The sequence below is a fragment of the Caballeronia choica genome (assembly GCF_001544535.1).
Taxonomy (GTDB): domain Bacteria; phylum Pseudomonadota; class Gammaproteobacteria; order Burkholderiales; family Burkholderiaceae; genus Caballeronia; species Caballeronia choica.
Genome location: NZ_FCON02000028.1, coordinates 26,410 through 40,719, shown reverse-complemented (window position 1 = coordinate 40,719; position 14,310 = coordinate 26,410). Strand labels below are relative to the sequence as shown.

At 60.3% G+C, this 14,310-nt stretch carries 12 protein-coding genes; 6 read left to right on the top strand and 6 right to left on the bottom strand.

The window, feature by feature from the left end; genetic code table 11:
- Positions 1 to 236: 236 nt before the first annotated feature.
- The 4 genes from AWB68_RS15040 to AWB68_RS15025 form a co-directional block, all read right to left on the bottom strand.
- Positions 237 to 899 (bottom strand): DUF1345 domain-containing protein, encoded by a 663-nt coding sequence (locus AWB68_RS15040; RefSeq protein WP_087645177.1) that lies wholly within the window; start codon positions 897 to 899, stop codon positions 237 to 239.
- 483 nt (positions 900 to 1,382) lie between these two features.
- Complete coding sequence (locus AWB68_RS15035; RefSeq protein ID WP_087645145.1) at positions 1,383 to 2,585, bottom strand: EAL domain-containing response regulator; 1,203 nt, start codon at positions 2,583 to 2,585, stop codon at positions 1,383 to 1,385.
- A gap of 47 nt (positions 2,586 to 2,632) precedes the next feature.
- Complete coding sequence (locus AWB68_RS15030; protein ID WP_087645144.1) at positions 2,633 to 3,796, bottom strand: response regulator; 1,164 nt, start codon at positions 3,794 to 3,796, stop codon at positions 2,633 to 2,635.
- Between the two features lie 11 nt (positions 3,797 to 3,807).
- Positions 3,808 to 8,451, bottom strand: a complete 4,644-nt coding sequence (locus AWB68_RS15025; protein ID WP_087645143.1) for a PAS domain S-box protein — start codon at positions 8,449 to 8,451, stop codon at positions 3,808 to 3,810.
- Between the two features lie 451 nt (positions 8,452 to 8,902).
- On the opposite strand from AWB68_RS15025, the gene AWB68_RS15015 reads away from it, so the two are divergent.
- The 5 genes from AWB68_RS15015 (at position 8,903) to AWB68_RS14995 (ending at position 12,496) form a co-directional block, all read left to right on the top strand.
- The gene (locus AWB68_RS15015) at positions 8,903 to 9,424 is read left to right on the top strand and encodes a phosphate-starvation-inducible PsiE family protein (protein WP_087645141.1); all 522 of its coding nucleotides are present in this window, start codon (positions 8,903 to 8,905) and stop codon (positions 9,422 to 9,424) included.
- Positions 9,425 to 9,749: 325 nt separating this feature from the next.
- On the top strand, positions 9,750 to 10,586 hold the full coding sequence (locus AWB68_RS15010; protein ID WP_087645140.1) for a helix-turn-helix domain-containing protein: 837 nt from the start codon (positions 9,750 to 9,752) through the stop codon (positions 10,584 to 10,586).
- A gap of 173 nt (positions 10,587 to 10,759) precedes the next feature.
- Positions 10,760 to 11,335, top strand: a complete 576-nt coding sequence (locus AWB68_RS15005; protein ID WP_087645139.1) for an HdeD family acid-resistance protein — start codon at positions 10,760 to 10,762, stop codon at positions 11,333 to 11,335.
- Entirely contained in the window at positions 11,332 to 11,811 is a 480-nt protein-coding gene (locus AWB68_RS15000) for a PRC-barrel domain-containing protein (protein WP_374729576.1), read from the top strand. The genes AWB68_RS15005 and AWB68_RS15000 overlap by 4 nt, the downstream gene beginning before the upstream one ends.
- A 79-nt stretch (positions 11,812 to 11,890) precedes the next feature.
- Entirely contained in the window at positions 11,891 to 12,496 is a 606-nt protein-coding gene (locus AWB68_RS14995) for an Hsp20/alpha crystallin family protein (protein ID WP_087645138.1), read from the top strand.
- On the opposite strand, the gene AWB68_RS14990 is transcribed toward AWB68_RS14995, so the two are convergent.
- Both AWB68_RS14990 and AWB68_RS14985 read right to left on the bottom strand, forming a co-directional pair.
- On the bottom strand, positions 12,489 to 12,728 hold the full coding sequence (locus AWB68_RS14990) for a hypothetical protein (protein WP_125482941.1): 240 nt from the start codon (positions 12,726 to 12,728) through the stop codon (positions 12,489 to 12,491). The two genes, AWB68_RS14995 and AWB68_RS14990, sit on opposite strands and share 8 nt — an antisense overlap.
- 43 nt (positions 12,729 to 12,771) lie before the next feature.
- Positions 12,772 to 12,990 (bottom strand): hypothetical protein, encoded by a 219-nt coding sequence (locus tag AWB68_RS14985; protein ID WP_125482940.1) that lies wholly within the window; start codon positions 12,988 to 12,990, stop codon positions 12,772 to 12,774.
- A 261-nt stretch (positions 12,991 to 13,251) separates the two neighbouring features.
- Between AWB68_RS14985 and AWB68_RS14980 the strand changes: the two genes are divergently transcribed.
- Positions 13,252 to 14,271: an IS110 family RNA-guided transposase gene (locus AWB68_RS14980; RefSeq protein WP_087645135.1), complete on the top strand. Its 1,020-nt coding sequence runs from the start codon at positions 13,252 to 13,254 to the stop codon at positions 14,269 to 14,271.
- Positions 14,272 to 14,310: the final 39 nt, after the last annotated feature.

Sequence of the window (14,310 nt, the reverse complement as noted above, 5' to 3'; positions counted from 1 at the left end):
GCATCGGGCGGCCGGCGCTTGCGATAAAGCGTGCATCGTCATGCTCGCTCCCGGGGGGCGGCATGGAAATGGCCGGAGTCAGGCCTCGGCGTTTACCGGTTTTGCACGGACGGACCGACGATGCTCGAGTCCGCCTGAAGTGGGCGCGCGCAGCTTGGGCTTCACCCGCGTCGCAACTCTCAGGCACGCGCGTGGCGTTCGCGTGAAAATCGTCTGACCACCGCGCAAGGGCAGTGTCATGAGCCCAGCAGCCCCGCCGCGATGTTCACGCACAAGCCGAGCACGGCGACGTTGAAGTAGAACGACAGGATCGATTGAGCGAGCGTCGCGCGGCGAATTTCGCGCGAGCGTAGCACGACGTCCGAGGTCTGCGACGCAACCGCGATCGTGAACGAGTAGTAGAGGAAGTCCCAGTAGTTCGGCAGCAAATGGTGGTCGGGGAACTTCAACGCGGTTTCCTGGGCGTCGGTGTCGTAGTAGAGCCGCGCGTAGTGGAGCGTGAAGATTGTCGGAATCAGAAACCATGCGCCCATCAACGTCAGACCGGTCAGCAGGTAGTGCGATACGATCGACGCGCCTCCCGCACCCTTCGCCGAGGCGAGCTCTAGTACGACCGCGGCGATGCTCGCGACCGTCGCGGTACAGCTTACGAACAGCACGACGCCCGCGTTTTCGTCGTCGCGTATCGCGTATTCGCGCACGCGGTGTTCCTCGGTGAGGGCCATATGTACCCAGATCATCAGCAGGTAGCTCCAGACGGCCGCGTCCCAACCGAGCAGTGTGCGCGTCAGCGGACTCGAATGGCCGGAGATGAGGAGCGCGACGACGACGCCGATCGCGAGGCCGATCACCGTGCGGGGACGATTGCGAAGAAGCTGCGGATAGTATTTGATGGACATGGGACTCGATGAACGATCTTTCGCAGCGGCCTTACCCGCCGCTTTCAGTAGACAGTCGATGCGCGGCCGCGGCGCAACCGGGATCGTCATACCGCCGTCATTGCAATCATGCATGCAATACCACGCACGCGGTGCGCGTGAATCTCCGCACGGATACTAGACCGCTTTCCGGCGCGGCTGAGTTGCCGCATTCCGTGAATACTATAAGGTATGGTCAAGACGGCCATCTATGATCGGGCGGGTTATTGGGCGTTCGAGAGCTGCCGGTGAGCACAGTGGACAATTCAGTCTCGCCGTTTTGATGGCAGACAATGGGCTCGACGAGAAGATCCTCGCGCTACAGGCGAACTTTCCTGGGGACCACGCAACAGGCGTTCTTCACTGCGCACCGCCCGACGCCCCGAGCAGGCGGTGAACGCCAGGCATTGATGGCGGTTGCCCACCTGCTGCTTTATTTCCACGACATTGCCAGCCTACGGCTCGTCAAACCCGTTGACGGCACATCCATTCGACATACCAATGTGGCAGTTGTTCAGGAGGCATGGGACGTCCAATAAAATACCCTTGCGCAATGTCGCAGGAGGTCCCCTTCAGAAACTGCCAGTCGCCAGAATCCTCCACTCCTTCGGCAACCGCACTCATGTTCAGCTGTCGGGCAAGCGACAGGCTAGCATTGACAATCGCTTTTAGCGACTCATCGTGACCCGCGCCATGGATGAAGGTCCGATCTATTTTGAGTTCATCGAACGGGATGTCGCGAAGATGCGCCAGCGACGCGTGACCCGTTCCAAAGTCATCGATCGACAGGCTGATTCGCTTCAGGCGCAGCCGCGTTACGATGTCAAGCGATATGAGGCGGTCCTGCATCAATCGGGTCTCGGTAATCTCCAGCGCCAGCCTGGAGAGCGGAAAGCCTGCGGCATCCGCTGCATCGACGACGAAGTCCGGGAAATCGAGTGCCGTCAGATTGTCCATTGACAAGTTGACGGCAAGGCGCAAATCCAGTCCTTGTTCCCGCCAGTGCGCGCCTTGAACCAATATAGCAGGCAGGATGGCCTCCATGAGGTCGTCGACCAGACCGTATTGCTCGGCCAAGCCGACGAAGTGTTCCGCAGTAACGATCCCGTCGCGCGGATGCTTCCAGCGGACCAATGCTTCGACTCCGTGCAAGGCTCCAGAGGAAATCGTCACCTGAGGCTGATAGTAGGCGGTCAGTTCGTTTTCTGCGATGGCGCGACGCAGTTCGTCAGGCTGGTAACGCGCGCTTTGTGGGCTCGTGGAGCGACGCTCCACAGCGGTCGACGATTGGAGGCGTTGCTGCAACTGCTCGCGCGTCGCGGGCTTCGTCAAGGATCCCAATACGCGGAGTCCACGGGCCGAGGCCAACCTTTCCGCGCTCTTGAGTATTCTCGGATCCTCGCCACTGACGAGCACCAATTTGCCGTCCCATCCCATCGCGACGAGTTGACGCACGAATTCGACGCCATCCATGGTAGGCATCTGCAAATCCGAAAAGACGAAGTCGACGGTGATGCGCTGTTGTTCCAAGTAGCTGAGTGCGTCTGCGGCACTGCAATACGGAATGACCTCGTGGCCGAGCTGGGTCAGCTGCGTCTCCAGCAACTTGAGCGCGAACGGCTCGTCGTCAATGACCAGGATCCGGCTTTTCTTCCTGATGTCGCTCATTGCGCGCACCCATCGGCGATGACCTTCACATGCATCACGAACACCCTTCATGTCGACGGCGTCATTGGACCGAAGCTGGCGAGCTTCTCGACGAGCTTCGCCTTCTCGAGCGGCTTCACCAGAAAATCCACGGCACCCGCTCTCAGGCTTTCTAGAACCACGCTGCGTTCGCTGTGCCCCGTCAACATGACTATCTGTATATCCGCGAAGTTGGCAATATCCCGGATCCGGCGCGTCATCTGGATGCCGTCGACATCGGGCAATCCGATATCCATCAAGACGAGGTTTGGACGATGCTGCCACAGCAGACCCATGACTTCCGATCCGGAGTGGGCATAAATGAGTTCGATGCGATAATCGGCAAGCGCGCGCGCAACCAGCTTGTGCTGGAAGGCATCATCGTCCACCATCAAGACGATCGGCCGAACCCGGTGGGAAAGATCAAGTAGTGCTTTAACGGGCGCGAGACTCGCGCTCATTTCATGGCCGGCGCGAGTGACCAAGCTACGCAGCGCGGTCACCGCGTCCGCCATCGCCCCGAGATGCGTTGTCAGGTTGTCCAGATCCGTGACTTCAGGGTTACCGGGCGCGCGATTGTTTGACGCTTGCCCCTCATTAGGGCGGGGCTCGCCCGCCGTCCCGGCACATGCCTCCTCTGCCTGCCTGAACGTCGCTGCGGCAACTTCGATCTGTTGGCCGATCGACGAGATGAGCTGCACTAGCTCCGGCTCGAGTGCCGCAAGAGGACGAACCTGATTCGCGAGTTGATTGGCGGTCACTTCGTTATGAAGTGTCGCATTCAACCGGCGCAACGCATGATGCACGGCCATGCGTAGGCGTGGAGCATCGTTGGTGACTGGCCAGAACAACACATAGTCGTCGAACTGCTCCTTCTTGCACAACTCGTATGCTCGCCAGAGATCATGCTTCGAGCATAGAACCAGAGTTCGATGAGGTACGAGGTGGGCGTCTCTACTGTGCCGGTGAATGCCGAGATAGTATTGATTTGCCGTCTCGAGTGAATCAAAGGCAAGAACTAGCACACTCGGACGATGCTCTTCGAAATCGCTAATCGAGCATTCTGGCTTCGTCGATGTTCGGACGTTGCCGAACTCCTCGCTGAGGAGTGACATGACTAGATCGGCATCAGCGACGGCATCCGTCGCAACCAGAATTGGTGCTTTCTGCGGAGAGAAGTCTTTTTTGAACATGATAGCGCTTATCAAGTGATTGTCTTCTGCAGCATCGATGCAATCTCTTGTTCGACGGCGGCGAGCGCCGCATCGAACTGTTTAACCCAGCGGGCCAGTGTGGCGAGGTCGCCGGTCTTTCCAGCGTTCTCGAGTTCCGCACAGAGATCAGCCAGTGCACTAGCGCCGATCGAGCGGGACGACGACTTCAATTTGTGTGCGACGGAACCGGCCTCGCGGCCACGGCCGTGCACACAATGAGTGCGCAGTTCCGTGGCAAGGTGCTGCACGGATTTCAGGTAATCGGCGAGCAATTCGCGCACTACCTCAGGATCGTCGCCCACGATGCTTTTGAGCACATTCGTATCTACGCTGAGCGATTGCACATCACTTGAATTCGGCGGCTGTAAATTCTGTTCGGGCGGCGCATGTTTCACGTCAGGGAAATGCGTTTCAAGCACGGCCTGGAGCCGGGCAAGTTGTAATGGCTTGGTAAGGTACCCATCCATGCCGCAAGCCACTGCCCGGGCAGCCTCGCCGTGTATTGCATTTGCAGTCAAAGCGATGATGGGCATTCGCGTTCCTCCCTTCGCCTCTTCCCGCCTGATGGCCTCCACCAACTGATAGCCGTCCAGTTCCGGCATATGTAGGTCGGTAAAAAGAAGTGCATAGCTTGAACGACGCCATAGATCGAGCGCTTCGCCCCCGTCACTCGCCAATTCGGCAACGTGACCGAGAAGGGCAAGCTGGCGAAGGATTACCTTCTGATTGATTTCATCGTCTTCCGCCACGAGAATTAACCGTCCCTGCTCGCGCGCACCTGCGACTGTTATTGGATGAGACTCGCCCTTGCCCAGCAACGCCTCGTCTGCAGTCGGCACTGCTATCTCCAGCGTCGCCCGGCCAACAGCTACCATTGCAGCGTGCCTGAACGACTGCCGTCGTAATCCTTCCGCTCCAATGACAACGACCCCGCCACCTTCAAGGTGCATGGCCGAGCGTGCTCCAGCAGCAATTCTCAGTTCAGGGACGGCTAGTCGCGCGTCTTCGCTCGAATCGAGCAGCGGAAATGGCTGCAGTGCCGGAACGTCGTCTCTGACTATCAGAAGTGAGCCGCACGCTACTTCGAAGGCTCGCTGACCGTCCTTCAAACTGTCGACAACGAAAACCTGCGCACGCGCGCGCGTGAGCCAGACACGAATGTTTTCGGCGTCGTATTGGATGGACCGCAGGACGAGGCAGGTGATGCCTTCCATGTCCGGTCGCCGGTCTACCTGCTCGGATACTGGCGTGTGGCAAGGAAGCTTAACCACGAAAGTCGAACCGACGCCCAGAATGCTGGACACCGTTATGTTCCCGCCCATGAGGCTGACGAGCCGGTGGCAAATGGCAAGACCAAGCCCTGTCCCTCCGAACTTGCGGGTGGTGCAGACGTCTGCCTGGCTGAATGGCGTGAAGAGTCCGGCCATCGTGTGTTCAGACATGCCGATGCCGTCGTCAGCGACGTGAATTCGCACTTCGCCCGGCGCATGCGGGGCGACGTCCAGGCGAACCGATACGTTCCCGACTCGTCCTGAACGTCTACCTGAGAACTTGACCGCGTTGCCGACAAGGTTGTAAAGGACCTGCTTGAGCCGTGTGTCGTCGCACAGCACAATGTCCGGAACATCGGGCTCGACTTTCGTTGCGAGGCTCACGCCGGCTCTCTGAGCCACCGGCAGCAGCGAAGCGCACACATTCTCGACGAGGTCGACAATGGGAACCGGGGCTTGCTCGACATCGAGTTTGCCCGCTTCGATTTTGGAGAAGTCCAGAATGTCGTCGATAATCGCGAGCAGCGAGTGGGCCGATTCACGAATCGTCGCGACCATATCATGCTGATCGCTGGCTAGTCCAGTGCGCGCAAATACCTCTGTCATGCCGATGACGCCGTTCATCGGCGTGCGTATCTCATGGCTCATCATAGCCAGGAACGCACTCTTGGCTCGCGATGCTGCCTCTGCATTGGCGGTTGCCTGTTCCAACTGCCGAGTCGCTTCGTGGCTTTCAGTCACATCGCGTGCCGTCGCGTAGATGACGCCATCCAGTTCTACCGCGCTCCAGGATAGCCATCGAGACGATCCGCCCTTGCACAAGTAGCGATTCTCGAAGTGATCCATCGGCGTACCAAAGCAAAGCCCGCCCACTCGGCTTGCGGTCGTTTCCCGATCTTCCGGGTGGACGAGCTCGATAAAAGGACGGCCCAGCAGTTCGTCCGCGCTCCAGCCAAGCACCCTGGAGAAAGCGGGGTTGACTCTCTTAAAAAAACCCGTCGGCTCCGCGACGCAAGCCAGATCTCGGGACAGGTTGAAGAGGCGGTCCCGCTCCGCTTCAGCCTCCTTGCGGCCGCTAATATCGTGAAGCATGGCAAGCACGGCGGGCGCACCATCCATCTCGTAGGGCACTGCCATGGCCTCGCCAATGAACGTTGTGCTATCCAGGCGCAACCATTTTTCTTCCATGGGCGGGACCGCGGCCCGGTCGTCGTGCAGTCGGGCCATGCGCTTCTCGACGGCGGGAATGCTGTCGGGATGTAGAAAGTCCAGGATAGAGCGCCCTACCACCTGTTGCGGCGTATGCGCGCGTAGCATCTCGAGCGCCTTGGGGTTGGCGAACTTAACGATGCGATTCTGACCTAGAAACACCGCGTATGGAGATAGCGCAATGAGCTGGCGGTAGCGAGCTTCACTTTGCATTAGGGCTTGCTCACCGGCATATTCGCGACTTACATCGCGCAGTACGAGTACTACGCCGTTGACACGATCGCCTTGACCCCGAAGCGGACCCGCGCTGAGCGCAACGTTTCGCCTCTCCCCGCTGAGAGAAAGCAAAATACGGCAATCGGCGAGACGCAGCACTTGCCGGGTCTTAAGCACTTCATCTACCGGAGCCGCAGCGCAAGCACCGCTTGCGGTACTGATAAGAGAAAAGACGTCTGCATGGTGGCGACCGACGGCGTCGGCACTCTTCCATCCGGAAAAGGTTTCCGCCATGATGTTCATGCGCTTGACCCGGCCGCATTCGTCGACCGACACGACGGCATCGCCTATTGCTTGGAGCGTGCTTTCGAGATCGCGCTCGCTATCGGCGATTCGTGATTGCGCAGTGATATCCCTAAATAGCGCAACGGTCCCCGTAGCGGAACCACATCGTCTCTCCACGCGGAGTTCATACGCGGCCGGTGTCGATGATTCGAGCTGGAACACAGCGCTTATGGCGCCATCGGCGGATACGTCGCGCAGCATCGATGCCATGCTCGACGCCTTGCCGTCGCGTTCCGCGCTTGTGTCTTCGCGAAAGAACGCAGCGGCCAGCGCTGCGGCAGTCGCGCGTGGGAGGTCGTCCACTGACCACCCGAGTAGGGTGAGCAAGTTGGAGTTGTAACCGTCGATCTCGCCGTCAGGCGAGAATCCGACGGCAGCATCCGATACTGCCATAAAGAGCGATTCGATCCGCTGCACCTTGAGTGCACGGTTACTGTCTGCCTCGCGTTCGCGTGCGTCGGCGAACTTCATCTTCGTGAGAAGGATAGCCCGGTATGTCTCGGCAGCAAGGATGAGAGCCGGCAGCACGATTCCCGCCACCAGCAACGCCAGGGCGCGGCCCCTGAACGCAAGCAGGAAATCAGTGACCGAAAATCCCACAGCGACGGCAATCGGATAATCGGCTAGTTCCCTGTAACTGATGGTTCGGTAGACACCGTCCACCCGACTGGCACCGGAAAGCTGTCCGCTTTTTGCGCCAGTCAACGCTCTGCGCAGAGGGTCGTCCTCGGGCAGCAGTAGATTGCCGGCGTTCGTCGGACCGCTTCGGCGAGCGCGGACCTCGTAGTCAATGGTACCCAGAATCCAAATCATTCCATGATCGCCCACGCGCAGGGCCTCGTAGAATTCGGTTAGGTGCGAGGGGGTCATTGAAATCGCCACCACACCCAAAAAGCGGCCGGAGGCATCATCGATTCTGCGTGAAAGCTGCACTGAAGGCCTGCCGCTCGCGCGCCCTATGACTGTCTTGCCAATGAAGAGGCGCGTGCTGGGATTGTCGACATGGACCGCAAATTGGTCGCTATCCGCAACATCGACGCCAGGATGTCGCGGCGCGGTCGATGATCGCACCGTTCCGTCGCGGTCAATCACGGCGATTTTTTCGAATGCGTCGAGCTTAAATGAGCCGGGCGGCGTGTAATCGGATAGCGGTAGCCCCAGACCCCGTTTCTGAACTTGCCACGCGACAACGGCTGCCAAATCTTCTGCTTGGCTCAGAACGCGACTTGTATGAGCGGCTATAGCATCGGCCAATGTGTCGGTCTGCGTTCTCGCCCTGCGCAGCTCAGTGCGCGCATCCCAGGCTACGAACACTCCGAGCGCCAACCACAGCCCGATAATTAACATGGCGCTGAACGCGTGGCCCACGCTCGCGAGGCCTGCAAGCCAGTTGCGTGACTTGCGCAGCATCAAAAGCACGCTGGGCGGGAAGACCGGGTCGGGATTCTTGGAAGAGTCTTTCATGATCGAAAACGGCGACTTATTTATCTCTAGGTCGGACCCAGTGCGCCCTTTCGGGAATTTTTCCGCAGCGCTTGGTAGCGAGGAGGCATTTCCTTTTTCGAAGATGCACTCGAAGTTAACGACCGGCATGGCGAAATCTTTAGCAGACTGTTGAAAATTCCCTTTGCCGGCGCAGACCTTTGTGTGGAGGGCGTTCCGAAAATGATCCGCGCGGACATCTATGTCACCCCTTCTCGCCCAATAGGGGCTTCAGCTTGTCGGCGGGCAAGCAAATCCGGCGCTGCTCGCGAGAACGGGGCTCATGCAGCGCACCGTGCTGCAAAAGACGCGAATCTGTTTTCCTCGGCGTGCTCGCGCCTGCCGCGTGCCACAAGCCCGCGCAGCAGATTGCGGGGTCACCGCGTGAGTAAGGTGCCTTGCACAACAGATAAGGGAAAAAAGTGAGCACGAAGGCGAAAGAAACGGCCGCACGCATGGCTCACCCTCACAGAGGCTGTCCGCGGCTTTCGTTGCCGCCGCCACTGCGCGTTACGCCCTTATTGGGCTTCACTTCTGTCCGAGCCTTTGTGCAAACCCATTCATGAACAAACCAACCCGACCAATTCGCTTGAACCTCGACGAGCTTCGGCTGCAATGGCGCGTGCTCACCTTCTATGAGCGCTTCGAGCAGATAATCGCCCATATCCTGAGCATCGTGATCTCGGTGATTATCGTCGTATCGCTATGGCAGTTGATTCGGGCGGTCATCGCGCTGTTGCTATCGGGGGCGCTCAATCCTCTGGATCATGCGATCTTCCAGGCGGTCTTCGGGATGGTGATGACGCTGTTGATCGCGATGGAATTCAAGCATTCGATTACCCGCGTCATGTTAAGACGCGATCACATCGTGCAAGTCAAGACAGTGATCCTCGTGGCCATGCTCGCGATAGCGCGCAAGTTCATCATCCTCGATCCAGCCACGGACCCGGCTCGCATCGCCGCACTCGCGGCCGCTCTGGTTGCGCTTGGCAGCGTCTACTGGCTGATGCGGCAGCGCGACGATCCCGTCGAAGCCGCGATCGCCGAGCCCGCCGCGCAGGATCGGAAAGAGCGCGCTGAGTGACTGCTTTCGCTCCGAGAACATCGAGTACTTGCCGGTTCTTGCTCGATCTTTGCGCATAGTCCAGGTCCGGGCGGGCTCGATCCTCTTCAACAGCCGTGACCAATGACACGTTCGTAGCGGCTACTTATTAACCGGGCCTTATTTCGACCTCGGCCTCCGGCACGCCGCGTTCATCTGGCCGGAAGGGCATTTTGGCGGCGAGAGAATGCAACGCTCGCTCGTCATATAACAAATCAAACTTACCGTAGACGAAAAATGAACACTACACTTGGGGGGGCACGACTTCGAGTCGCGCCTCCCCAGCGAACGCGCACGATGGAGCAAAATGCCACGTCCTCCACAACTGCGATGTCTTCGCTGCCACTCGATCGGCGCGTCCCGCACAGACTGTGCCGTACAGTCGGCGCAATCGATCTCGTGTGTCATCCCGGCTGACCGGACCACCGCGCACGCGAGCACCATCGGCAGCAGCGCACGCCCCTATCGGCACATAAGCGTCAGTGCGCCGTTCATCGCGATCGTGCCGGCGTCGGCTTGCATCGAGCTCGACAATGATTACGGTCCGCGCGGCTTCGTCGTGACGCTCAATTCGGCCAAGGTGAGGGAAACCGCTCGAAGGGCGCTCGGCACCACGACGTGCAATATCCCATGCTGGTTCAAGGCGTGGGACCCTTTCCTACGCGAGGCGGCCGACACGCTCAATTCGTTGCACGTCGGCAGAAGCCCGGACCCTATCTGCCTTGCCGCGTTCGCGGATGTGTTCGCACTTCATCTCGCGTGCCGGTACGGACACGACGGCGATACGCGTGACGCGGGTGCAAGTCTCAGCCAGCCAAAGCTGAGCGTCGTTGAACACTTCATACGCGAGCACATCGCCGAGAGCATCCAGATTGAGCACCTCGCCGCGCTCGTGCACATGAGCCCGTCGCATTTCGCGCGGGCTTTCAAGAATGCGACGGGGCATCCACCTCACTTCTACCTGACAACCGAAAGGTTGAGACTAGCGCAGTCAATGCTTTCGGAAGGGAGCCTCCCGCTGATCGATGTCGCCGCATGCGTGGGCTTTCAGACGCAGCAGCATTTCACCGAAGTGTTCCATCGATATGCGGGCTGCACGCCCCGCGCTTTCCGCCTTGCGCATCACCTCCCGACGATCCGGTGATGCGTTCTCGAATCGATCCCCGGGCAACCGACAAGCGCAGAATTCCGACACCTCTGGGCAGGAACCCGAAAGAAGCGCGCGGCTTGCGGACGTAGGCTTGACTAATATGCGCCGCATAAGAATTGCGCGCGCTGTATTAGCCGGATACCGGCAATTCGACCGAGGACCGAACGATGGACGAACTGCTCGGACGCGCATGGTGGATGCTCGCGCTGCGTGGCGCCGCGGGAATCCTGTTCGGCCTCGTCGCGCTCTTTTTGCCCGGTCTCACGCTGCTGCTTCTCGTCGCGGTGTTCGCGGCGTATGCGCTCATTGGAGGCATCGCAGCGGTCAGCGCGGCGATACGACATCGTTCGATCCGCACGGACTGGTGGATCCCGTTACTGCTCGGCCTGTGCACGATCGCTGCGGGCCTGATTGCTGTCGCGGCGCCGGGCGTCACGGCGCTCGTGTTAATCGCAGTGATGGGCGCGAACGCCATAGTCACCGGAGTGCTCGACGTCATCGCCTGGGTTCGGCTGAAAAGGCGCGGCCGCACGCAGTGGCTGCTGTTGTTCATCGGTATCCTGTCGGCTCTGTTCGGCATCTTCGTGCTGGCCGTCCCGGGTGCTGGAGCGCTTGCGCTCGTCTGGATGATCGGCACCTACGCGATCGTGACCGGCGCGCTTCTGTTCGTCCTCGGCCTCGGCGCACGGAATTGGCGCAGCGCCGTCCTTCGCGACAAGCAAAACACGCCGCTGCACTCATGAGCGCATCCTGCGCCCGGCGTCCACGTATCCCGTTGCGCATTTTGGAGAACGCCATGAAGACTAACCTCGCATCGGCCGCAAGGCTGTCGACATTCATCCTTGCGCTATCCGCTGGTGGCTTTGTGGCCAGCGGCGCGACCGCGCAGGATGCGCCTATCGCCGGGAAGGCGACGCTCGGCGTGACCGTCACCGAAGCGCAACTGGTCGCAACAGGCTGGCGCGCATCGAAGATGATCCACACCGATGTCTACAACGAAAAGAACGAAAAGATCGGCCGCGTCGACGACCTGATTGTCGCACCCGATGGGTCGTTGTCGACCGCGATTATCGACGTGGGCGGCTTTCTCGGGATGGCGGCGCACCGCGTCGCCATCCCCATTCAGCAGTTCAAGCAGATAGCACCGAAGGCAATCTTGGTCGGCGCAAACAAGGATGCGCTGAAAAAACTGCCGGAGTTCGAATATGCCAAGGGCTGACATCGGCCGGGAACGCCAAGGCAGGAGTCACTGAAGATTCGGGCCGCTCTGACGGCTCATCGGAACAAGGAGCATAGCGATGCTGTTGGACGTCGATAAGTGGAATCCCTTCCGCTTCCTGCGCAAGAGCCCCGAGGAAAAGGGCGCGGGCGCGAAGCTGAACGCCGCGCCCGCGGCCTCACAGCTGGCCACCGCGCCGTTGACCTCGGATGCGGCCGCGTCCGCATGGCCGGCATCGTTCGATGCGGCGCGTTGGCCGCTGCCCGATCCCCTGCATCTTCTCACCGACCTGATACGCGATCCGTTCGGCGGGGTGGGACCGCTCGGCAACTGGTTCGGCGACTTCAGTCCCAGCCGCTTTCAGCCGCGCCTCGATGTGGTCGACGACGGCGACGCGCTGCGCGTCGTGGCCGAGTTGCCAGGACTGTCGCGTGAGGACGTAGAGCTCGAAGTCGTCGAGGACATGCTGGTGCTGACCGGCGAGAAGCGCATCGAATCGAAGAGCGACGAGAAGGGCTGCTACCGGGTGGAGCGGGCGTTCGGACAGTTCGAGCGCGCGATTCCGCTTCCCTCGGGCGTCGATCTCGAACGCGCCGAAGCGAATTTCGAGAACGGCGTGCTCACCGTGCGGGTGCCCAAAGCGGCCAATGAACCCGCGGCGAAGCGGCGCCTCGAGATCAAATAGCGCGACTGCGTACGGCGACACAGTGAGGCAGGTCGTCAGTTTCCATAGCCTCGACGATATCCTGCATGAAGCCGTCGAAGACAGGATCGCGGGACTGGACGAGCATCGTTTCAAGCGGTACCTGCAGTACTTCGCGACGGATCTCGTCAGGCTGTGCGCGCGTGACGAGAAGGATGTGAGGCGCATGGGCGGCAAGTATCGGGTGAAGCTGCGGTTTCGCGCTGCGGAGCACGACGCTCGCCGCCAAGACACGACGGTATCGACGAATATATTAGTTACCGCATGCGCGGGGGCGACCTATGCTGCTCGCTCGCGTCGACGACCTGCCCGCCCGCGAAGTCGCGGCGCGCTTCGACACCGATCAGGCCACCGTACAGCCGTGGCTCGACGGTGCCTGTGCGGTCCTGCGTGCGAGGCTCTCGGCGCGGCGCGGCGCCGGCGAAGACGCGGGTGCCGCTTCGGCCGGCGGATTCGCCGCGCGTGGCAGAACGCATGCACGGCACCCTGAAACCGAAACGGGGCATGACCCACCGGATGCAAAGTGCGGACGGCAGCCGCGCGGCGCATCGCCTCACTGCTTGCGCAAGATCCCTCGCCTTTCAACCATCCCCTGCCCCCAACGGAGAAATGAAATGAACGCGTCCCACCCCGTGGTCGAGTGAGAGGAAAAGGCAGGGTGGATCCTCACGGGCCGACGGCATCGATGTGCCCAAGCGGAAAATGCAAGCATTTCCCAGGCAACCGGAGGATCCACGATGAACAGTATCGCAGTTGGTGTAGACATCGCCAAGCAGGTGTTCCAAGTGCATTACATCGATCAGGAAACCGGCGAGGTCGTGAACAAGCCGATCAAGCGGGCGAAGTTTCTGGAGCACTTTGCCAACCGTGCCAAGTGCCTGATCGGAATGGAAGCGTGTGGCGGAGCGCACCACTGGGCCCGGCAGTTGATGCAGTTGGGCCACGAAGTCAGGTTGATGCCGGCGGAGTTCGTGAAGGCGTTCAATATCCGCAACAAGAACGACGCGGCCGATGCAAAGGCGATCTGGCTGGCGGTGCAACAGCCTGGTAAGCCGGTGGCAGTGAAGACGGAGATGCAGCAGGCGATGCTGGCACTGCATCGGATGCGCGAGCAGTTGGTGAAGTTCCGCACGATGCAAATCAACGGACTGCGTGGGTTGCTGACGGAATACGGCGAGGTGATGAGCCGCGGCCGGGAGAAACTGAACGGCGAGATTGCGGCGGTGCTGGGACGGCTTGCACAGCGACTTCCGGCGGCGTTGATCGACACGCTGCGCGAGCAGTGGAACGGGCTGGCAAGGCTGGACGAGCAGATTGCCGAGATTGAGCGCCGCATGCGCGAGTGGAAGAAGGAAGACCGGGCGGTGAAGGCGATCAGCGAGATACCCGGTGGTGGCCTGCTGACGGCGACGGCAGCGGTGGCGATGATGGGTGACGCAAAGGCGTTCAAATCAGGCAGGGAGTTTGCAGCGTGGGCGGGACTGGTGCCAAAGCAGACAGGCTCGGGCGGCAAGGTGAACTTCCACGGCATATCGAAACGCGGCGACACGTATTTGCGCACGCTGCTGATTCACGGTGCGCGCAGTGTGTTGTCGCATTCGAAAGATCCTGGCCCCTGGGTCGAGCAGATCAAGAAGCGGCGGCCAACGAACGTGATTGTGGTTGCGTTGGCCAACAAGATAGCCAGAACGATCTGGGCCGTGCTAGCCCATGACCGGCAGTATCAGAAGAGTTACGCGAGCGTAAAACCGGCTTGAGCGGTCAGCGTCGCGTAGTTGATCAACCATCGTTTTAAC